We start from the raw sequence: 19,809 nt of genomic DNA, 5'->3' as shown, positions 1-19,809 counted from the left end.
ACCGCCTCCGGGCTTATTGTTATTAGGCTTTCTTACCGCCGTACTGGCTAAACCACGCCAGCATTCTCTGCCAGCCATCTTTGGCTGATTCCGCGTGATAGCTCGGACGATAATCGGCGTTAAACGCATGCCCGGCATCCGGGTACACCACAATCTCCGCCTTCGCATTGGCCGCACGCAGCGCATGGCGCATGGTTTCTACCGAATCCAGCGAAATACCGGTGTCCTGACCGCCATAAAGCCCTAACACGGGGGCATTTAACTCGGTGGCGATATCGACGGGATGTTTAGGCGAATTCAGCGTTTTTTCACCCACCAGTTTGCCGTACCAGGCGACAGCAGCTTTGAGCTGCGGGTTATGCGCGGCATACAGCCAGCTAATGCGACCGCCCCAGCAGAAACCGGTGACCAGCAGACGATGCGGATCGCCGCCGTTGCGCGCCGCCCAGCTGGCGACATGATCGAGATCGGCCAGCACCTGCGCGTCCGGGACTTTGCTGACCAGGTTGCTGAGCAATGTTGGAATATCACTGTAGTCGTTCGGATCGCCCTGACGGAAGTAGAGCTCTGGCGCAACGGCCAGATACCCTTCCAGCGCCAGCCGGCGGCAGAGGTCGCGAATGTGTTCGTGAACACCAAATATCTCCTGAATCACAATCACGATGGGTAGCGGACCCTCTGCCGATTTTGGTCGGGCGTGATAAGCAGGCATATTCTCCCCCTGCGAGGGAATAGAGGTCTCGCCCGCGGTAATTGCCGCTTCTGGAGTCGACACGATGGTTGAAGCATGTGGGGCCGCAGCAGGTGCAAAACCGGTTTTTTCAGTCATGGCATTCTCCGTACCAATGAGTTAGCGCAAAGGTAAATATAGACACCAGGTTAACAACTCACAGTGCCTTAAACGGTCTATCTTTTGTGCAGCACCTGGCGATATAACTTGTTAATGTGATGTAAATCACTTTTTTATGGAAATTCAATGTAACCATTTTTATTCATGGTGAGATTCGTCACGAAAATATGCTTACTGCTTCTGTAAAGTACCGTTTTACTTCTTCTGACTAACCGACCCACAGAGGAGTCACCTATGTCTAAGTCTGATGTTTTTCATCTCGGCCTCACTAAAAACGATTTACAAGGGGCTACGCTCGCCATCGTCCCTGGCGATCCGGAGCGTGTGGAAAAGATCGCCGCGCTGATGGATAAGCCGGTCAAGCTGGCTGCCCATCGTGAGTTCACCACCTGGCGCGCAGAGCTGGATGGCAAAGCGGTGATCGTGTGCTCTACCGGTATCGGTGGTCCGTCTACGTCTATTGCTGTTGAAGAGCTGGCGCAGCTGGGCATCCGCACTTTCCTGCGTATCGGTACGACCGGCGCTATTCAGCCGCATATCAACGTCGGCGACGTTCTGGTCACGACCGCGTCCGTCCGTCTGGACGGCGCAAGCCTGCATTTTGCACCAATGGAATTCCCGGCAGTGGCTGATTTCGAATGTACCACCGCGCTGGTTGAAGCTGCGAAATCCGTAGGCGCAACCACTCACGTGGGCGTAACCGCGTCTTCCGACACCTTCTACCCGGGCCAGGAGCGTTACGATACCTTCTCAGGCCGCGTGGTTAGCCGTTTCAAAGGCTCAATGGAAGAGTGGCAGTCCATGGGTGTGATGAACTACGAAATGGAATCCGCAACGCTGCTGACCATGTGTGCAAGCCAGGGTCTGCGTGCCGGTATGGTGGCGGGCGTTATCGTCAACCGTACCCAGCAGGAGATCCCGAACGCCGAAACCATGAAGCAGACCGAAAGTCATGCAGTGAAAATCGTGGTGGAAGCAGCGCGTCGCCTGATCTAGTCCTCTCTTCTTAAATCAAAGGCCGACACGTTCGGCCTTTATTTTTTGCGTAGCTCCTCGCAGTAAAACCCTTTCAAACTGGACGTTTATACAGCACAATTCTATTTTGTGCGGGTAATACGTTGATGCAGGGGGCATTGTGGATATCTCAATCCTGATTTACGCGGTGATTGCGTTGGTGAGCTTAGGGATTGGCTGGCTGATTTCCAGCTACCAGCATGCGCAGCAGAAGGCCGACCAGCTGGCTGAGCGAGAAGAGATGGTCGCAGATTTAAGCGCTATAAAACAGCAGCTTGCGCTGAGCGAACACTGGCGCGATGAGTGTGAGTTGCTCAACAACGAGCTGCGCAACCTGCGTGATATCAACACGTCACTGGAGGCCGATCTCCGCGAAGTGACCACCCGCCTTGAATCCACCCAACTGCATGCGGAAGACAAAATCCGCCAGATGATCAACAGCGAGCAGCGTCTCAGCGAACAGTTTGAGAACCTCGCGAACCGCATTTTTGAGCACAGCAACCGCCGCGTTGACGAACAAAACCGCCAGAGCCTGAACAGCCTGCTGACGCCTCTGCGCGAGCAGCTGGACGGTTTTCGTCGTCAGGTGCAGGACAGTTTTGGTCAGGAAGCTCGTGAGCGGCACACCCTGGCTCATGAGATTCGCAATCTTCAGCAGCTAAATGCACAGATGGCGCAGGAAGCGGTCAACCTCACCCGAGCGCTCAAAGGGGACAACAAAACCCAGGGCAACTGGGGTGAGGTGGTGCTGACCCGCGTACTGGAAGCTTCCGGCCTGCGGGAAGGATATGAATACGAAACGCAGGTGAGTATCGAAAACGATGCCCGCTCGCGCATGCAGCCAGATGTGATCGTGCGGCTGCCGCAGGGCAAAGATGTGGTGATTGACGCCAAGATGACGCTGGTAGCGTATGAGCGTTACTTCAACGCGGAGGACGACTACACCCGCGAATCGGCGCTGCAGGAGCACATTGCCTCGGTGCGTAATCACATTCGCCTGCTCGGCAGAAAAGACTACCAGCAGTTGCCGGGTTTGCGCTCACTGGACTATGTCCTGATGTTTATTCCGGTAGAGCCCGCATTTCTGCTGGCACTCGACAGACAGCCTGAGCTTATAACCGAAGCGCTCAAAAATAATATTATGTTGGTCAGCCCCACCACGCTGCTGGTGGCGTTACGCACCATTGCGAACCTGTGGCGCTATGAGCACCAGAGCCGCAACGCGCAGCAGATTGCCGATCGTGCCAGCAAGCTGTACGACAAAATGCGCCTCTTTGTGGACGACATGTCTTCAGTCGGGCAAAGCCTGGATCGTGCGCAGGATAACTATCGCCAGGCGATGAAAAAACTCGCCTCCGGACGTGGCAATCTGCTGGCGCAGGCTGAATCATTCCGCAGTCTGGGAGTAGAAGTTAAACGCGAGATTAATCCGGAATTGGTCGAGCAGGCCACCGCCCAGGACGACGAGTTTCGCCTGCGAGAAGGGGCGAACGAACAAAAGATAAACAGTGAAGACAACACGTTAGCGGCGGATTCATCACCAGACGAGATTCCAGCGCGTTTTTTTCGCGGTGGTTGAAACGTAGGGCAAACGCGCCCAATCTGATACACTTCACGAACATTTTACTGATAAGCAGGCTCTAAGATGGCTGACGATTCACAAGACACAACGCACTTTGGCTTTCAGACTGTCGCCAAAGCGCAGAAAGCTGACATGGTGGCCCATGTATTTCATTCCGTGGCGGCGAAGTACGATGTGATGAATGACCTGATGTCGTTCGGCATTCATCGCTTGTGGAAGCGCTTCACCATTGACTGTAGCGGCGTGCGTCGCGGACAAACGGTGCTGGATTTAGCTGGCGGTACGGGCGATTTAACCGCGAAATTCTCTCGTCTGGTGGGTGAAACCGGTCGCGTTGTTCTCGCCGATATTAATGACTCCATGCTAAAAATGGGACGCGAAAAGCTGCGTAACATCGGCGTGGTGGGGAATGTTGAATATGTGCAGGCAAACGCCGAAGCGCTGCCGTTCCCGGACAATACCTTTGACTGCATCACTATCTCCTTCGGTCTGCGTAACGTGACCGATAAAGAAAAAGCGCTGCGCTCCATGTACCGCGTGCTGAAGCCGGGTGGACGCCTGCTGGTGCTTGAATTCTCCAAACCGATTATTGAGCCGCTGAGCAAAGCCTACGACGCCTATTCCTTCCACGTGCTGCCGCGCATCGGTGAGCTGGTGGCTAACGACGCTGAAAGCTACCGCTATCTGGCAGAATCTATCCGTATGCACCCGGATCAGGACACATTAAAAGCCATGATGCAGGATGCAGAATTTGAGAACGTTGAATATTTCAACCTGACGGCGGGTGTCGTCGCGCTGCATCGCGGTTACAAGTTCTGAGTGGAGGTGTCCCGTGCCCTTTAAGCCCTTAGTCACCGCAGGTATCGAAAACGTACTGAATGCCTTTCTCTATCGTGCTCCGGCGCTGAAAGCAGCGCGTCAGCGGCTAAACGGGAAGATATTACGTATTGTTTTAAAAGAGTTCTCGACGCCGCTTGTGCTGGTATTCAGCGAACGCCAGCTTGACGTTCTGGGGGCGTGGGAAGGTGAAGCTGACTGCTCGGTCATCACGCACATGAGCGTGCTGCCAAAACTGCGCGATCGCCAGCAATTAACGGCGCTTATCCGCAGCGGTGAGCTGGAGGTGGAAGGCGACATTCAGGTCGTGCAGAACTTCGTTGCTCTCACCGATCTGGCGGAGTTCGATCCGGCAGAGCTGCTCGCGCCTTTTATCGGCGACATTGCTGCCGAAGGCATCGGGAAAGTCCTTCATGGTGGCGCCTCCTTTGCGCGTAAAAGCCTCCAGCGCCAACAACGCTATGTGGCGGAAGTGATGACTGAGGAGTGGCGAATGGCGCCCGGGCCACTGGAAGTTGCATGGTTTGCGGAAGAAACCGCTGCTGTTGAACGCGCGGTTGATGCGTTTACCAAACGGCTGGAAAAACTGGAGGGCAAATGACGCCTGGTGAAATTCGGCGCCTCTATTTTATTATTCGCACCTTTTTGAGCTACGGGCTCGATGAGCTTATTCCCAAAATGCGCATCACGCTGCCGCTTCGCATATGGCGGCGGATGCTGTTCTGGATGCCCAATCGCCACAAAGGTCAACCGCTGGGTGAGCGTCTGCGCCTGGCGCTGCAGGAACTCGGTCCGGTATGGATTAAATTCGGGCAGATGCTTTCGACCCGCCGCGACCTCTTCCCGCCTCTCATTGCCGATGAACTCGCAATGCTTCAGGACCGCGTCGCACCCTTTGACGGCGCGCGCGCGAAAAAGCAAATTGAAGAGGCGATGGGAAATGTACCCGTCGAGACCTGGTTTGACGATTTCGATATTCAGCCGCTGGCGTCGGCCTCTATCGCGCAGGTGCACACCGCGCGTTTGAAAGAAAACGGCAAAGAAGTCGTTATCAAAGTTATTCGTCCGGACATCCTGCCAGTCATCAAAGCGGACATGAAGCTGATTTATCGTCTGGCGCGCTGGGTGCCACGCTTGCTGCCGGACGGGCGCCGCCTTCGTCCACTGGAAGTGGTGCGGGAATATGAAAAAACGCTGATTGATGAGCTTAACCTGCTGCGCGAATCGGCAAACGCCATTCAGCTGCGCCGCAACTTTGAAAACAGCCCGATGCTCTATGTACCTGAAGTCTATTCTGACTACTGCAGCCAGAACATGATGGTGATGGAGCGTATCTACGGTATTCCGGTTTCGGATGTCGTAGCCCTGGAGAAGCAGGGAACAAACATGAAGCTCCTGGCCGAACGTGGCGTACAGGTCTTCTTTACCCAGGTATTCCGCGACAGCTTTTTTCATGCGGACATGCATCCGGGCAATATCTTTGTGAGCTACGAACACCCTGAGGACCCGAAATATATCGGTATCGACTGCGGGATTGTGGGGTCGCTGAACAAAGAAGATAAACGGTATCTGGCTGAGAACTTCATCGCGTTCTTCAACCGCGACTACCGTAAGGTGGCCGAGCTGCACGTCGATTCCGGCTGGGTTCCGCCGGACACCAACGTCGAAGAGTTCGAGTTTGCGATCCGGACCGTTTGCGAACCGATTTTTGAAAAACCGCTGGCGGAAATCTCCTTTGGGCACGTACTGTTGAACCTGTTCAACACGGCTCGCCGGTTTAATATGGAAGTTCAGCCACAGCTAGTTTTACTTCAGAAAACATTACTTTACGTTGAGGGTGTAGGCCGACAGCTCTATCCTCAGTTAGACTTGTGGAAGACTGCGAAACCTTTCCTTGAATCCTGGATTAAGGATCAGGTTGGCATTCCGGCGCTGGTGCGCTCGCTGAAAGAGAAGGGCCCGTTCTGGATAGAAAAAATGCCTGAAATTCCCGAACTGGTTTATGACAGTTTGCGTCAGAGCAAGAACCTTCAGCACAGCATGGATAAAATCGCCCGCGAGCTTCAGTCCAGCCGTGTTCGCCAGGGACAGTCCCGCTATCTCTTTGGGATTGGCGCAACGCTGCTGTTGAGCGGTACGCTGCTGCTGATCAATCGTCCGGACTGGCAGATGATGCCAGCCTGGCTGATGGCTGGCGGAGTGGTAGTCTGGCTTGCCGGATGGCGAAAAACGCGCTGAGTTTGCGTCGCCATCGATGGGTCGCATACGTATAATGCGACCTGACTCATTAATCATCTATCCCTGAGGAACATGTATGGGTGGTATCAGTATCTGGCAATTGTTGATCATTGCCGTCATCGTCGTGCTGCTGTTTGGCACCAAAAAGCTCGGTTCTATTGGTTCCGATCTGGGCGCGTCTATCAAAGGCTTTAAGAAAGCGATGAGCGATGATGAGAGCAAGCAGGATAAAACCAGCCAGGACGCTGACTTTACTGCTAAATCCATCTCCGACAAGCAAGAAGAAGCCAAAAAGGAAGACGCCAAACGCCACGATAAAGAGCAGGTATAAGTCGTGTTTGACATTGGTTTTGGTGAGCTGCTGCTGGTCTTTGTGATTGGCCTGATCGTGCTGGGGCCGCAGCGTCTGCCGGTGGCGGTGAAAACCGTTGCGGGCTGGGTGCGTGCGCTGAGATCGCTGGCATCGACCGTTCAGAATGAGCTGGCGCAGGAGCTTAAGCTGCAGGAATTTCAGGAAAGCCTCAAAAAGGTCGAGAAGGCGAGCATGGATAATCTGACGCCGGAACTGAAAGCCTCAATGGATGAACTGCGTGAAGCGGCGGAATCCATGAAGCGCTCCTACAGCATTAACGATCCTGAAAAAGCGAGCGATGAAGCGAACACCATCCATAACCCGGTGGTGAAGGGCAGCGAGGAGCAGCGCGAGGGCGTAACGCCTGCCAGCGCTGAACATCAGGCTGCTGCGCCAGAACAGACGCCGCAGGAAACCGAAGTGAAAAAACAGGCGCAGCCGGAAGAACCGGTAACTAAAACGGCGGAAGTAAAGCCCGCTGCGTCCGTTTCCGAATCATCCCCCTCGTCGAGTGATAAAGCGTAAACATGGCAGTAGATGATACTCAACCGCTGATTACGCACCTCATAGAGCTGCGTAAGCGCCTGTTAAACTGCATTATTGCAGTTTTCGTTATTTTTCTATGCCTGGTTTATTTCGCCAACGATATCTACCAGGTTGTCTCTGCACCATTAATTAAGCAGATGCCGCTGGGCGCAACGATGATTGCGACGGATGTGGCTTCTCCGTTCTTTACCCCCATCAAGCTGACCTTCTGGGTGTCGTTGATAGCCTCTGCGCCCGTCATTCTTTACCAGGTATGGGCGTTTGTGGCGCCCGCGCTGTATAAACACGAACGCAAGCTGGTTATCCCGCTGCTGGTGTCCAGCTCGCTGCTGTTCTATATCGGCATGGCGTTTGCCTATTTCGTTGTCTTCCCGCTGGCCTTCGGCTTCCTGACGCATACCGCGCCGGAAGGGGTCCAGGTGTCGACGGATATTGCCAGCTACCTCAGCTTTGTGATGGCGCTGTTTATGGCGTTTGGCGTGGCATTCGAAGTGCCGGTGGCCATTGTGCTGCTTTGCTGGGTAGGGGTTACGACCCCGGATGACCTGCGTAAGAAGCGTCCGTATATTCTGGTGGGCGCCTTCGTGGTCGGCATGCTGCTAACGCCGCCGGATGTGTTCTCGCAGACGCTGCTGGCCATACCGATGTACTGTCTGTTTGAGGTCGGCGTTTTCTTCTCGCGTTTCTACGTGGGTAAAGGACGTCGAGCGGATGACGAAGACGATACGTCCGACAAGACCACTGAAGAGTAAAACCAGCCGCCCGTCAGGGCGGTTGTTATATGGGGATTTGCATGTTTGATATCGGACTCAACCTGACCAGCTCGCAGTTTGCGAAAGATCGTGATGAGGTGGTTGCGCGTGCGTTTGCCGCCGGGGTGAAAGGGCTGCTGCTGACGGGCACCAACCTGCATGAGAGCGAGCAGGCCCAGCAGCTGGCGCAACGATACGATCGCTGTTGGTCTACTGCTGGCGTGCATCCTCACGACAGCAGCCAGTGGACCGCGGAAAGTAGCGACACCCTACGCAGGCTGGCAAAGACACCAGAAGTGGTGGCGATTGGCGAGTGCGGCCTCGATTTCAACCGTAACTTTTCCACGCCTGAAGAGCAGGAAAAGGCATTCACTGCCCAGCTTGCGCTAGCGGCAGAGCTTGAAATGCCCGTATTTATGCACTGCCGCGACGCGCATGAGCGTTTTCTGACTCTGCTTGATCCGTGGCTCGAGAAACTGCCCGGCGCGGTGCTGCACTGCTTCACCGGCTCACGGCAGGAGGCGCTGGAATGCCTGGAGCGTGGGCTTTATCTGGGGATTACCGGCTGGGTTTGCGATGAGCGCCGCGGGCTTGAGCTTCGGGAGCTGTTGCCAGCGATCCCGGCTGACCGGTTGCTCCTTGAAACGGACGCACCTTATCTCCTGCCGCGCGATATGAAACCCAAACCGGCATCGCGACGAAATGAGCCCGCTTATCTGGGGCACATTATTGAGAGCGTCGCGAAGTGGCGCGGAGACGATCCGCACTGGCTTTCGGCACAGACGGATGACAACGTGCGTAAGCTGTTCGGGATAAATGTTTAAAGTTTACGGAAGTCGGTGTTTTTAACGCTCTGCAGCACCTGCTTGTTCAGCAGATTAAGCAACAGCATAGAGCGCGCTTCCCCGTCCGGCTCGGCAAAAATCGCCTGCAGGCCTTCGAAAGCCCCTTCGGTAATCACGACGCTATCGCCCGTATAGGGTGTTTCCGGGTCGGTGAGACCTTCGGGCTGTTGATATATCGACAGCTGATGAATAACCGTCGACGGAACTGTTGCCGGGTGGGCACCAAAACGAACGAAGTGGCTGACGCCGCGCGTTGCGCTGATGGTGGTGGTGTGGATGACTTCCGGGTCGAATTCCACAAAGAGGTAGTTCGGGAACAACGGCTCGCTGACGGTTGTGCGCTTCCCGCGCTGCATTTTTTCAAGCGTGATCACGGGAGTCAGGCAATTTACAGACTGACGTTCAAGATGTTCCTGCGCGCGCTGAAGTTGCCCGCGTTTGCAATACAGTAAATACCAGGCCTGCATAATCACTCTTTCCCTTAGTTCGGGGCGCAAGCATATCAAAACCCTGGCGGGATCGCTAAGTTGATTATAATGGGGGAAAATGGAACAGAACGCATAAGTTCACGCTTATTTAACAAAATTACAGCATCAAGCAGGCTTACGCCGTATAATGAAGCGCTTACAGAGAGGCCATGATTAACTGCATGAAATACCACGATCTCCGCGACTTCCTGACGCTGCTGGAAAAGCAGGGTGAACTCAAGCGTATTACACTTCCTGTTGATCCTTATCTGGAGATGACAGAAATTGCTGACCGCACCCTGCGTGCCGGTGGCCCCGCATTACTGTTTGAAAATCCAAAAGGTTACTCAATGCCGGTTCTGTGCAACCTGTTTGGTACACCGCGTCGCGTCGCACTGGGGATGGGGCAGGAAGACGTCACGGCGCTGCGTGAAGTCGGTAAGCTGCTGGCCTTCCTGAAAGAGCCGGAGCCGCCGAAAGGCTTCCGCGATCTGTTCGACAAGCTGCCGCAGTTTAAGCAGGTGCTGAACATGCCCACCAAACGCCTGCGCGGCGCGCCGTGCCAGCAGAAGGTGCTGGAAGGCGATGCGGTTGATTTGACTAAAATCCCTATCATGCAGTGCTGGCCGGAAGATGCTGCGCCGCTGATCACCTGGGGACTGACCGTCACGCGCGGCCCGCACAAAGAACGCCAGAATCTTGGTATTTACCGCCAGCAGTTGATTGGCAAGAATAAGCTCATCATGCGCTGGCTGTCGCATCGCGGCGGCGCGCTGGATTTTCAGGAGTGGTGTGCTGCACACCCGGGTGAACGTTTCCCGGTATCTGTCGCCCTGGGCGCCGATCCGGCCACCATTCTGGGGGCCGTCACACCCGTACCGGATACGCTCTCGGAATATGCCTTTGCAGGCCTGCTGCGCGGGACGAAAACGGAAGTTGTGAAGTGTATCTCTAACGATCTCGAAGTCCCGGCCAGTGCAGAAATTGTGCTGGAAGGTTACATTGAACCGGGTGAAATGGCACCAGAAGGCCCTTACGGCGACCACACCGGCTATTACAACGAAGTGGATAACTTCCCGGTGTTCACCGTAACGCACATTACGCAGCGTGAAGATGCGATTTATCACTCCACGTATACCGGGCGTCCACCGGATGAACCCGCGGTACTGGGCGTGGCGCTGAACGAAGTGTTTGTGCCGATTCTGCAAAAGCAGTTCCCGGAAATTGTTGATTTTTATCTGCCGCCTGAAGGATGCTCGTATCGCATGGCGGTGGTCACGATGAAGAAGCAGTATCCTGGTCACGCGAAACGCGTGATGATGGGTGTGTGGTCTTTCTTGCGCCAGTTTATGTATACCAAATTTGTTATTGTCTGCGATGATGACGTTAACGCCCGCGACTGGAATGACGTAATCTGGGCCATTACCACGCGAATGGACCCGGCGCGCGATACCGTGTTAGTCGAAAACACGCCGATTGATTATCTGGATTTTGCCTCGCCGGTTTCCGGTCTTGGCTCAAAGATGGGACTGGATGCCACAAATAAATGGCCTGGCGAAACCGACCGTGAATGGGGTCGCCCGATCAAAAAAGATCCTGCTGTGACCGCGCGCATTGACGCGATCTGGGACGAGCTGGCCATAATGAATAACGGTAAACCCTGAGCTGACCGTTAAGCCCTATAGACTTCCCGACAGAGAGAGCGAATGACAACCTTAAGCTGTAAAGTGACCTCGGTAGATGCCATCACCGACACCGTATATCGCGTCCGTTTAGTGCCAGAAGCGCCATTCTCTTTCCGCGCGGGTCAGTACCTGATGGTTGTGATGGATGAGCGTGATAAGCGTCCTTTCTCCATGGCCTCCACGCCAGCGGAGCAGGAATTTATTGAGCTTCATATTGGTGCGTCAGAGCTTAACCTGTATGCAATGGCGGTGATGGATCGGATCCTGAAGGAACGTGAAATCGTGGTGGATATTCCGCACGGCGATGCGTGGCTGCGCGATGACGAAGACCGTCCGCTGATCCTGATTGCCGGTGGTACAGGCTTCTCCTACGTGCGATCCATTCTGTTAACCGCCCTGGCGCGTAACCCGGACCGTGATATCACGATCTACTGGGGTGGCCGTGAAGAGAAACACCTGTATGACTTGTCTGAACTGGAAGCGCTGAGCGTAACCCATCCTAACCTGCGGATTGAGCCGGTGGTTGAGCAGCCGGAAGAGGGCTGGCGCGGGCGTAGCGGGACGGTGCTGACGGCGGTGCTGCAGGATCACGGCACGCTGGCAGGACACGATATCTATATCGCTGGCCGTTTTGAGATGGCGAAAATTGCCCGTGACCTGTTCTGTAACGAACGTGACGCGCGTGAAGACCGCCTGTTTGGCGATGCGTTTGCCTTCATTTAAGTAAAAAACCCGCCCCTGACAGGCGGGAAGAACGGCAACTAAACTTCTGCCGGGTCGCATTTGCGACCCGGTTTTTTATCACACTCTCTCAAACACCGTCGCGATACCCTGACCCAGCCCAATACACATCGTTGCCAGACCAAACTGGGCATCTTTGCGTTCCATCAGGTTGATCAGCGTCGTGCTGATACGCGCCCCGGAGCAGCCCAGCGGGTGACCGAGGGCGATCGCGCCGCCGTTGAGGTTAATCTTCTCGTCGATCTGCTCCATCAGCCCCAGATCTTTAATGCACGGCAGGATCTGCGCGGCAAACGCTTCGTTCATCTCAAAGAGATCGATGTCGCTGGCGGTTAAGCCCGCTTTTTTCAGCGCCAGCTTTGAAGCCGGAACCGGGCCGTAACCCATGATTGAAGGATCGCAGCCCACGACCGCCATCGAGCGTACCCGAGCGCGAGGCGTTAAACCCAGCTCGCGGGCGCGGCTTTCGCTCATCACCAGCATCGCGGCGGCACCGTCTGACAGCGCCGACGAGGTCCCTGCTGTGACCGTACCGGTGACCGGGTCAAACGCCGGACGCAGCGTGGAAAGCGCTTCGACGGTGGTTTCCGGGCGGATGACTTCGTCGTAGCTGAACTGCTTCAGAACGCCGTCTGCATCGTGGCCGCCGGTCGGGATGATCTCGTTCTTAAAGGCGCCGGACTGCGTGGCGGCCCAGGCGCGAGCGTGAGAGCGCGCGGCAAAGGCATCCTGCATTTCGCGGCTGATGCCGTGCAGGCGGGAGAGCATCTCGGCGGTCAGACCCATCATCCCCGCGGCTTTCGCCACGTTGCGGCTCATCCCCGGGTGGAAATCGACCCCGTGGCTCATCGGCACGTGCCCCATATGCTCGACGCCGCCCACCAGGCAGGCCTGCGCATCACCGGTCATGATCATGCGGGCCGCGTCGTGCAGCGCCTGCATTGATGAACCGCACAGGCGGTTAACGGTGACGGCCGGAACCGAATGCGGGATTTCCGCCAGCAGCGACGCGTTGCGGGCGATGTTGAAGCCCTGCTCCAGGGTCTGCTGCACGCAGCCCCAGTAGATATCGTCCAGCGTAGCCGGATCCAGCGCCGGGTTACGCGCCAGCAGGCTACGCATCAGGTGCGCGGAGAGGTCTTCCGCACGCACGTTACGGAACGCGCCGCCTTTTGAACGGCCCATCGGGGTGCGAATCGCATCAACAATGACAACCTTTTCCATTGTGACTCCTTAAGCCGTTTTCAGCTCGCCAACCGGACGGGCTGGCTCAACTGCGGGATAGTAGGGTTCGTTATGGCGCGCTTTGTTACGCAGACCTTCCGGCACCTCATAAAGCGGGCCAAGGTGCTGATATTGCTGAGCCATATCGAGATAGCGAGCGCTGCCGAGCGTGTCCAGCCAGCGGAACGCGCCACCGTGGAACGGAGGGAAGCCCAGGCCGTAAACCAGCGCCATGTCGGCTTCTGCCGGGCTGGCGATGATGCCTTCTTCGAGGCAGCGCACCACTTCGTTGATCATCGGGATCATCATGCGGGCGATGATCTCATCGTCGGTGAAGTCGCGTTTTGGCTGGCTAACGTCGGCCAGCAGACTATCCACCGCGGCATCTTCTTCTTTCTTCGGTTTGCCTTTGCTGTCTTCTTTATAGCGCCAGAAGCCCAGACCGTTTTTCTGGCCGAAGCGGTTAGCGTCGAACAGCGCGTCAATGGCGTCGCGATAGTCTTTCTGCATGCGCTGCGGGAAGCCTGCCGCCATCACCGCCTGGGCGTGGTGGGCGGTATCAATGCCTACAACGTCCAGCAGATACGCCGGGCCCATCGGCCAGCCGAACTGCTTTTCCATCACTTTGTCGATTTTGCGGAAGTCCGCGCCGTCGCGCAGCAGCTGGCTGAATCCGGCGAAGTAAGGGAACAGCACGCGGTTGACGAAGAAGCCCGGGCAGTCGTTAACAACGATCGGGGTTTTGCCCATCTTGCTGGCCCACGCCACCACCTTGGCGATGGTGTCGTCAGAGGTTTTTTCCCCGCGGATCACTTCGACCAGCGGCATACGATGTACCGGGTTGAAGAAGTGCATACCGCAGAAGTTTTCCGGACGCTTCAGCACGCTCGCCAGTTCGCTGATTGGAATGGTGGAGGTGTTAGAGGCCAGCACGGTATCCGGGCGAACCTTGTCTTCCGTTTCCACCAGCACCGCTTTTTTGACCTTCGGGTTCTCGACGACGGCTTCGACCACCACGTCGACACGATCAAAACCGCTGTATTCCAGCACGGGCTGGATGGTGGAGATCACGCCTGCGAGCTTCAGCCCGTCAATTTTTCCGCGCTCAAGCTGTTTGTTCAGCAGCTTGGCCGCTTCGGTCATGCCCAGCGTCAGGGATTTTTCGCTGATGTCTTTCATCACCACCGGCACGCCTTTCCAGGCGGACTGGTAAGCGATGCCGCCACCCATAATGCCTGCGCCGAGTACCGCCGCATGTTTTGGCGTCTCAACGTTTTTAGTCAGCTGTTTGGCTTTCCCTTTCACGAACTGATCGTTAAGGAAGATACCGACCAGCGCGCGAGCTTCATTGGTGTGCGCCAGCGGGACAAAGCTCTGATTTTCGAGCTTCAGCGCTTCATCGCGACCAAGGCGGGCAGCCGCTTCAATGGTTTTCACCGCCGTGATCGGCGCCGGGTAGTGTTTACCCGCCGTCTGCATCACCATGCCTTTGGCGATGGTGAAGCTCATGGTGGCTTCAATCTTGCTGAGTTTTAACGGTTCCAGCTTCGGCTGACGTTTGGCTCTCCAGTCGAGATCGCCGTTGATTGCCTGACGCAGAATGGCGAGTGCGCCTTCAACCAGCTTCTCAGGTTTTACAACGCCGTCGACCAGGCCAATTTTCTGCGCCTGTTCGGCGCCGACATCTTTACCTGCGGCAATGATCTCCAGGGCGCTGTCGGCACCCAGCATGCGCGGCATACGCACGGAGCCGCCAAAGCCCGGCATGATGCCCAGCTTGGTTTCCGGCAGGCCGATGCGCAGGTCCGGCGTCGCCAGGCGGTAGTCGGTCGCCAGCACGCATTCGCAGCCACCGCCCAGCGCATAACCATTAACGGCGGAAATGGTCGGGACAGGCAGATCTTCCAGACGATTAAAGACGCTGTTGGCAAAGTGCAGCCACTGGCTCAGCTGTTCTTCCGGAACCAGGAACAGCGAAAGGAACTCGGTGATATCGGCACCGACGATAAAGGCCGCTTTGTTCGAACGCAGCAGCAGCCCTTTTAATTCAGGTTGTTTTTCAATAACATCCAGCGCCTGGCCAAGACTGGCCACCGTCGCGGTATCAAGCTTGTTCACTGAGCCGGGGGCATCGAACACCAGTTCGGCAATGCCATCTTCCAGCCAGTTGAGGTACAGGGTGTCGCCTTTGTAGAGCATGTCAGTCTCCTGAATCCAGCAATTGGATCTGGTCATACCAGATGAATCGGAGTGTGGGATTTATGTTAATAAAATGCAAATTACTCATTAAGAAAATGCTGCATTGATCACGGTCGGTGGAAATCACGCAGCCGGAGTGAGGTGTGCTAAGATGCGATGACTTGAGGTCAAAAAACGAAAGGAATAATGATGGACTCACTGGCTTCGCTTTATAAAAATCATATCGTTACCCTACAGGAACGTACCCGCGATGTACTGGCCCGTTTTAAGCTGGATGCGCTGCTGATCCACTCCGGCGAGCTAATGAATACCTTTCTGGATGACCACGCTTATCCGTTTAAGGTGAACCCACAGTTTAAGGCCTGGGTGCCGGTGACGCAGGTTCCCAACTGCTGGCTGCTGGTAGATGGTGTGAACAAGCCGAAACTGTGGTTCTACCTGCCGGTTGATTACTGGCACAACGTTGAGCCGCTGCCGACCTCTTTCTGGACGGAAGAAATTGAGGTGATTGCGCTGCCAAAAGCGGACGGCATTGGCAGCCAGCTGCCTGCCGCGCGTGGCAACATCGCTTATATTGGCCCTGTTCCGGAGCGTGTATTAGGCCTGGATATTGCGGCAGACAAACTCAACCCGAAAGGGGTGCTGGATTACCTCCACTATTACCGCGCGTATAAAACCGACTACGAACTTTACTGCATGCGTGAAGCGCAAAAGACCGCGGTGAACGGTCACCGTGCGGCGCATGAAGCCTTCCAGTCCGGCATGAGCGAGTTCGATATCAACCAGGCGTACCTGACCGCCACCGGTCATCGCGATACCGACGTGCCGTACAGCAACATCGTCGCGCTGAATGAGCACGCGTCTGTGCTTCACTACACCAAACTGGATCACCATGTTCCGTCGGAAATGCGCAGCTTCCTGCTGGACGCAGGGGCAGAATATAACGGCTACGCGGCTGACCTGACCCGTACCTGGGCGGCGAATGCGGATACCGATTTCGCGCAGCTTATTAAAGACGTAAACGATGAACAGCTGGCGCTTATTGGCACCATGAAGGCGGGAACCAGCTATGTGGATTACCACATTCAGTTCCATCAGCGCATTGCTAAACTGCTGCGTAAGCATCAGATTGTGAAAGACATGAGCGAAGAGGCGATGGTCGAGAACGATCTGACCGGGCCATTCATGCCGCACGGTATCGGCCACCCGCTGGGCCTGCAGGTTCACGACGTTGCGGGCTTTATGCAGGATGATACCGGCACGCACCTGGCGGCACCGTCTAAATATCCTTACCTGCGCTGCACCCGTATTCTGGAGCCGCGTATGGTGCTGACGATTGAACCGGGGATCTACTTTATCGAATCCCTGCTGGCGCCGTGGCGTGAAGGTCAGTTCAGCAAGTACTTCAACTGGGAAAAAATTGACGCGCTGAAGCCGTTTGGCGGTATTCGCATCGAAGATAACGTTGTGGTTCATGAAAACGGTATCGAGAACATGACGCGAGACCTGAAGCTGGCCTGATGGAAAGCTGGCTGATACCGGCTGAACCGGTCACCTTTGTTGAGGAAATCAAGAAAAGCCGCTTTATTACGCTGCTGGCGCATACCGACGGCGTAGAGGCGGCAAAGGCGTTTGTCGAGTCCGTTCGGGCTGAGCATCCTGACGCCCGCCACCACTGCGTGGCGTGGGTAGCAGGGCCGCCGGACGATTCACAACAGCTGGGGTTTTCCGACGACGGTGAACCGGCGGGCACGGCCGGTAAGCCTATGCTTTCGCAGCTGATGGGCAGCGGCGTGGGCGAAATAACCGCCGTGGTGGTGCGCTACTACGGCGGCATTTTGTTAGGCACCGGTGGGCTGGTAAAAGCCTATGGCGGGGGCGTGCAGCAGGCGCTTAATATGCTGGTCACTACCCGCAAAACGCCGCTTACCGAATATACTTTATTATGCGATTACGCCCAGCTATCGGGTATTGAAGCGCTGCTGCGGCAGTTTAACGGTGTCATCGCACACAGCGAATATCAGGCAATGGTGCAATTACGCGTGGCGCTTCCTCAGGCGGAGCTGGCTGCTTTTTCAGCAAAACTGGCTGATTTTAGTCGTGGTTCGTTGCAATTGCTGCCGATTGAAGAATAATCCCCACCTCACTTTTGAATACCAAAGGAAGCGGCAGAGATGCATTTTCGTGCCATAACCCGAATCGTTGGACTGCTGGTCATACTCTTTTCCGGGACGATGATTCTCCCAGGACTGGTGGCGCTTATCTACCGGGACGGTGCGGGGCGGGCATTCACCCAGACCTTCTTTGTCGCGCTGGCGATTGGCTCGCTGCTGTGGTGGCCAAACCGTCGTCAGAAAGGTGAACTGAAATCCCGCGAAGGATTTTTGATTGTGGTCCTGTTCTGGACGGTGCTGGGGAGCGTCGGTTCGCTGCCCTTTATCTTCTCTGAACAGCCTAATCTGAGCATCACGGATGCCTTTTTTGAATCGTTCTCGGGTTTAACAACCACTGGGGCGACGACGCTGGTCGGGCTGGATTCGCTGCCGCACGCGATTCTCTTTTATCGCCAGATGCTGCAGTGGTTCGGCGGTATGGGGATCATCGTCCTGGCGGTGGCTATTCTCCCTATTCTGGGCGTTGGTGGCATGCAGCTCTATCGCGCCGAAATGCCCGGGCCGCTGAAAGATAACAAGATGCGCCCGCGTATTGCCGAGACGGCGAAAACCCTGTGGCTGATTTATGTCTTGCTGACGGTAGCCTGTGCGCTGGCGCTATGGTTTGCCGGGATGCCTGCTTTCGACGCCATCGGACACAGTTTCGCGACGATTGCTATTGGCGGGTTCTCTACCCACGATGCCAGCGTGGGCTACTTCGACAGCCCAACGATTAACACTATCATTGCCATTTTCCTGCTGATCTCTGGCTGTAACTACGGTTTGCACTTCTCTTTACTGAGCGGGCGCAGCCTGAAGGTGTACTGGCGTGACCCTGAGTTCCGCATGTTCATTGGGGTCCAGCTTACGCTGGTGATCATCTGTACTCTGGTGCTGTGGTTCCATGATGTCTATAACTCCGCGCTGACCACGCTAAATCAGGCGTTCTTCCAGGTGGTATCGATGGCGACGACAGCCGGGTTTACCACGGACAGTATCGCCCGTTGGCCGCTGTTCCTGCCGGTGCTGCTTTTATGCTCTGCATTTATTGGGGGCTGCGCGGGGTCCACGGGCGGTGGCCTGAAGGTGATTCGTATTCTGCTTCTGTTCAAGCAGGGCAACCGTGAGCTGAAGCGCCTGGTCCACCCGAACGCGGTCTACAGCATTAAGCTAGGGAACCGCGCGCTGCCGGAACGTATCCTCGAAGCGGTGTGGGGATTCTTCTCGGCGTATGCGCTGGTCTTTATCGTCAGTATGCTGGCGATTATCGCGACGGGTGTGGATGATTTCTCCGCCTTTGCGTCCGTGGTGGCAACATTAAATAACCTCGGGCCTGGCCTGGGGGTTGTGGCGGATAACTTTGCGAGTATGAACCCCGTCGCGAAATGGATCCTCATCGCCAATATGCTGTTTGGTCGCCTTGAGGTCTTTACGCTGCTGGTGCTCTTCACCCCTACATTCTGGCGCGAGTAAGGAGCCGTTGATGAAAACACTCATTCTTTTCTCTACGCGAGACGGGCAAACGCGTGAGATTGCCGCGTATCTGGCATCTGAACTCAAAGAGCTGGGGATATATTCGGATGTGGTAAACCTGAACCGTGCGGATCAGATAGCCTGGCAGGATTACGATCGCGTGGTAATTGGCGCGTCAATTCGTTACGGGCATTTCCATCCGGCGCTGGATCGCTTTGTGAAAAAGCACACCGCGGCGCTCAATAAATTGCCCGGAGCGTTTTACTCGGTAAATCTGGTCGCACGTAAAGCAGAGAAGCGTACGCCGCAGACTAACAGCTACACGCGCAAGTTTTTACTCAGCTCGCCGTGGCAGCCAGACCTTTGCGCTGTCTTTGCCGGCGCGCTGCGCTACCCTCGCTATCGTTGGTATGACCGCTTTATGATCCGTCTTATTATGAAGATGACCGGAGGTGAAACCGATACGCGTAAAGAAGTGGTTTATACCGACTGGTCGCAGGTGGCTAGTTTTGCCCGGGAAATCGCACATTTAACGGGCGATTCGCGACTTAAATAAGCGTTAAGCTTGAAAAGTGAGCGAACGATAAGTTTTTTGTATTTTGTGCTTGTCACGTCGGAATAACTCCCTATAATGCGCCTCCACTGACACGGAACAACGGCACACACGCCGCCGGGTCAGCAGAGAACAGCGTAAATAAACGCTTGACTCTGAAGCGGGAAAGCGTAATATGCACACCCCGCGCTGCTGCGAAAAGCGAAGCGGCACTGCTCTTTAACAATTTATCAGACAATCTGTGTGGGCACTCAAAGTGACATGGATTCTTAACGTCGCAAGACGAAAAATGAATACC

The 19,809-nt window shown here is 55.6% G+C and carries 19 protein-coding genes; 15 read left to right on the top strand and 4 right to left on the bottom strand.

Annotation, left to right across the window (positions count from 1 at the left end; translation table 11 throughout):
* Nucleotides 1–22: 22 nt before the first annotated feature.
* On the bottom strand, nucleotides 23–829 hold the full coding sequence (locus PUP35_RS20930; protein WP_115877022.1) for a dienelactone hydrolase family protein: 807 nt from the start codon (nucleotides 827–829) through the stop codon (nucleotides 23–25).
* 255 nt (nucleotides 830–1,084) lie between these two features.
* Here PUP35_RS20930 and udp point away from each other — a divergent pair, with 255 nt between their 5' ends.
* The 9 genes from udp to tatD all read left to right on the top strand — a co-directional run bounded on the left by udp (nucleotide 1,085) and on the right by tatD (nucleotide 8,995).
* Nucleotides 1,085–1,846, top strand: coding sequence for a uridine phosphorylase (gene udp / locus PUP35_RS20925; protein ID WP_003860792.1), 762 nt, complete (start codon nucleotides 1,085–1,087; stop codon nucleotides 1,844–1,846).
* 139 nt (nucleotides 1,847–1,985) lie between these two features.
* Nucleotides 1,986–3,443, top strand: a complete 1,458-nt coding sequence (rmuC, locus tag PUP35_RS20920) for a DNA recombination protein RmuC (RefSeq protein WP_271369700.1) — start codon at nucleotides 1,986–1,988, stop codon at nucleotides 3,441–3,443.
* Nucleotides 3,444–3,509: 66 nt separating this feature from the next.
* On the top strand, nucleotides 3,510–4,265 hold the full coding sequence (gene ubiE, locus PUP35_RS20915; protein WP_023309612.1) for a bifunctional demethylmenaquinone methyltransferase/2-methoxy-6-polyprenyl-1,4-benzoquinol methylase UbiE: 756 nt from the start codon (nucleotides 3,510–3,512) through the stop codon (nucleotides 4,263–4,265).
* A gap of 13 nt (nucleotides 4,266–4,278) precedes the next feature.
* Nucleotides 4,279–4,884 (top strand): ubiquinone biosynthesis protein UbiJ, encoded by a 606-nt coding sequence (gene ubiJ, locus PUP35_RS20910; RefSeq protein WP_111963543.1) that lies wholly within the window; start codon nucleotides 4,279–4,281, stop codon nucleotides 4,882–4,884.
* Nucleotides 4,881–6,521 (top strand): ubiquinone biosynthesis regulatory protein kinase UbiB, encoded by a 1,641-nt coding sequence (gene ubiB / locus PUP35_RS20905; RefSeq protein WP_111963544.1) that lies wholly within the window; start codon nucleotides 4,881–4,883, stop codon nucleotides 6,519–6,521. Before ubiJ ends, ubiB begins: the two co-directional genes overlap by 4 nt.
* Before the next feature lie 76 nt (nucleotides 6,522–6,597).
* Nucleotides 6,598–6,852 carry a Sec-independent protein translocase subunit TatA gene (gene tatA, locus PUP35_RS20900; RefSeq protein WP_020882874.1) on the top strand — a complete coding sequence of 85 codons (255 nt, stop codon included), beginning with the start codon at nucleotides 6,598–6,600 and terminating at the stop codon, nucleotides 6,850–6,852.
* 3 nt (nucleotides 6,853–6,855) lie between these two features.
* The gene (tatB, locus tag PUP35_RS20895) at nucleotides 6,856–7,398 is read left to right on the top strand and encodes a Sec-independent protein translocase protein TatB (protein ID WP_115877025.1); all 543 of its coding nucleotides are present in this window, start codon (nucleotides 6,856–6,858) and stop codon (nucleotides 7,396–7,398) included.
* A 2-nt stretch (nucleotides 7,399–7,400) separates the two neighbouring features.
* Complete coding sequence (gene tatC, locus PUP35_RS20890) at nucleotides 7,401–8,171, top strand: Sec-independent protein translocase subunit TatC (RefSeq protein ID WP_115877026.1); 771 nt, start codon at nucleotides 7,401–7,403, stop codon at nucleotides 8,169–8,171.
* A 41-nt stretch (nucleotides 8,172–8,212) separates the two neighbouring features.
* Nucleotides 8,213–8,995 (top strand): 3'-5' ssDNA/RNA exonuclease TatD, encoded by a 783-nt coding sequence (gene tatD, locus PUP35_RS20885; protein ID WP_274241224.1) that lies wholly within the window; start codon nucleotides 8,213–8,215, stop codon nucleotides 8,993–8,995.
* On the opposite strand, the gene rfaH is transcribed toward tatD, so the two are convergent.
* The gene (rfaH, locus tag PUP35_RS20880) at nucleotides 8,992–9,483 is read right to left on the bottom strand and encodes a transcription/translation regulatory transformer protein RfaH (RefSeq protein WP_111963548.1); all 492 of its coding nucleotides are present in this window, start codon (nucleotides 9,481–9,483) and stop codon (nucleotides 8,992–8,994) included. The genes tatD and rfaH overlap by 4 nt on opposite strands.
* Before the next feature lie 170 nt (nucleotides 9,484–9,653).
* Between rfaH and ubiD the strand changes: the two genes are divergently transcribed.
* The gene (ubiD, locus tag PUP35_RS20875; protein ID WP_133295312.1) at nucleotides 9,654–11,147 is read left to right on the top strand and encodes a 4-hydroxy-3-polyprenylbenzoate decarboxylase; all 1,494 of its coding nucleotides are present in this window, start codon (nucleotides 9,654–9,656) and stop codon (nucleotides 11,145–11,147) included.
* Between the two features lie 42 nt (nucleotides 11,148–11,189).
* A complete protein-coding gene (fre, locus tag PUP35_RS20870; protein ID WP_008501516.1) occupies nucleotides 11,190–11,891 on the top strand; it encodes an NAD(P)H-flavin reductase in 702 nt (233 codons plus the stop codon).
* 78 nt (nucleotides 11,892–11,969) lie between these two features.
* On the opposite strand, the gene fadA is transcribed toward fre, so the two are convergent.
* Both fadA and fadB read right to left on the bottom strand, forming a co-directional pair.
* Entirely contained in the window at nucleotides 11,970–13,133 is a 1,164-nt protein-coding gene (gene fadA, locus PUP35_RS20865) for an acetyl-CoA C-acyltransferase FadA (protein WP_058690926.1), read from the bottom strand.
* A gap of 9 nt (nucleotides 13,134–13,142) precedes the next feature.
* Nucleotides 13,143–15,332 (bottom strand): fatty acid oxidation complex subunit alpha FadB, encoded by a 2,190-nt coding sequence (gene fadB / locus PUP35_RS20860; protein ID WP_274241218.1) that lies wholly within the window; start codon nucleotides 15,330–15,332, stop codon nucleotides 13,143–13,145.
* A 189-nt stretch (nucleotides 15,333–15,521) separates the two neighbouring features.
* On the opposite strand from fadB, the gene pepQ reads away from it, so the two are divergent.
* The 4 genes from pepQ to hemG are packed head-to-tail and all read left to right on the top strand — an operon-like array spanning nucleotide 15,522 to nucleotide 19,514.
* The gene (pepQ, locus tag PUP35_RS20855; RefSeq protein WP_274243346.1) at nucleotides 15,522–16,853 is read left to right on the top strand and encodes a Xaa-Pro dipeptidase; all 1,332 of its coding nucleotides are present in this window, start codon (nucleotides 15,522–15,524) and stop codon (nucleotides 16,851–16,853) included.
* Entirely contained in the window at nucleotides 16,853–17,467 is a 615-nt protein-coding gene (locus PUP35_RS20850) for an IMPACT family protein (RefSeq protein ID WP_024908007.1), read from the top strand. The genes pepQ and PUP35_RS20850 overlap by 1 nt, the downstream gene beginning before the upstream one ends.
* 39 nt (nucleotides 17,468–17,506) lie before the next feature.
* Nucleotides 17,507–18,958: a Trk system potassium transporter TrkH gene (gene trkH / locus PUP35_RS20845; protein ID WP_023309600.1), complete on the top strand. Its 1,452-nt coding sequence runs from the start codon at nucleotides 17,507–17,509 to the stop codon at nucleotides 18,956–18,958.
* 10 nt (nucleotides 18,959–18,968) lie between these two features.
* On the top strand, nucleotides 18,969–19,514 hold the full coding sequence (gene hemG / locus PUP35_RS20840) for a menaquinone-dependent protoporphyrinogen IX dehydrogenase (protein ID WP_136196052.1): 546 nt from the start codon (nucleotides 18,969–18,971) through the stop codon (nucleotides 19,512–19,514).
* The last annotated feature ends 295 nt before the right edge of the window (nucleotides 19,515–19,809 follow it).

This window comes from Enterobacter sp. S-33 (assembly GCF_028735835.1).
GTDB lineage: Bacteria > Pseudomonadota > Gammaproteobacteria > Enterobacterales > Enterobacteriaceae > Enterobacter > Enterobacter vonholyi.
This window is presented reverse-complemented; position numbering and strand designations above follow the sequence as displayed.

What these genes read in the sequence shown, in the direction of transcription:
- PUP35_RS20930 (WP_115877022.1), bottom strand. Translation starts at nt 829, where the DNA reads ATGACTGAAAAAACCGGTTTTGCACCTGCTGCGGCCCCACATGCTTCA.
- udp (WP_003860792.1), top strand. Translation starts at nt 1,085, where the DNA reads ATGTCTAAGTCTGATGTTTTTCATCTCGGCCTCACTAAAAACGATTTA.
- ubiE (WP_023309612.1), top strand. Translation starts at nt 3,510, where the DNA reads ATGGCTGACGATTCACAAGACACAACGCACTTTGGCTTTCAGACTGTC.
- ubiB (WP_111963544.1), top strand. Translation starts at nt 4,881, where the DNA reads ATGACGCCTGGTGAAATTCGGCGCCTCTATTTTATTATTCGCACCTTT.
- tatA (WP_020882874.1), top strand. Translation starts at nt 6,598, where the DNA reads ATGGGTGGTATCAGTATCTGGCAATTGTTGATCATTGCCGTCATCGTC.
- tatC (WP_115877026.1), top strand. Translation starts at nt 7,401, where the DNA reads ATGGCAGTAGATGATACTCAACCGCTGATTACGCACCTCATAGAGCTG.
- tatD (WP_274241224.1), top strand. Translation starts at nt 8,213, where the DNA reads ATGTTTGATATCGGACTCAACCTGACCAGCTCGCAGTTTGCGAAAGAT.
- rfaH (WP_111963548.1), bottom strand. Translation starts at nt 9,483, where the DNA reads ATGCAGGCCTGGTATTTACTGTATTGCAAACGCGGGCAACTTCAGCGC.
- ubiD (WP_133295312.1), top strand. Translation starts at nt 9,654, where the DNA reads ATGATTAACTGCATGAAATACCACGATCTCCGCGACTTCCTGACGCTG.
- fre (WP_008501516.1), top strand. Translation starts at nt 11,190, where the DNA reads ATGACAACCTTAAGCTGTAAAGTGACCTCGGTAGATGCCATCACCGAC.
- fadA (WP_058690926.1), bottom strand. Translation starts at nt 13,133, where the DNA reads ATGGAAAAGGTTGTCATTGTTGATGCGATTCGCACCCCGATGGGCCGT.
- fadB (WP_274241218.1), bottom strand. Translation starts at nt 15,332, where the DNA reads ATGCTCTACAAAGGCGACACCCTGTACCTCAACTGGCTGGAAGATGGC.
- pepQ (WP_274243346.1), top strand. Translation starts at nt 15,522, where the DNA reads ATGGACTCACTGGCTTCGCTTTATAAAAATCATATCGTTACCCTACAG.
- PUP35_RS20850 (WP_024908007.1), top strand. Translation starts at nt 16,853, where the DNA reads ATGGAAAGCTGGCTGATACCGGCTGAACCGGTCACCTTTGTTGAGGAA.
- trkH (WP_023309600.1), top strand. Translation starts at nt 17,507, where the DNA reads ATGCATTTTCGTGCCATAACCCGAATCGTTGGACTGCTGGTCATACTC.
- hemG (WP_136196052.1), top strand. Translation starts at nt 18,969, where the DNA reads ATGAAAACACTCATTCTTTTCTCTACGCGAGACGGGCAAACGCGTGAG.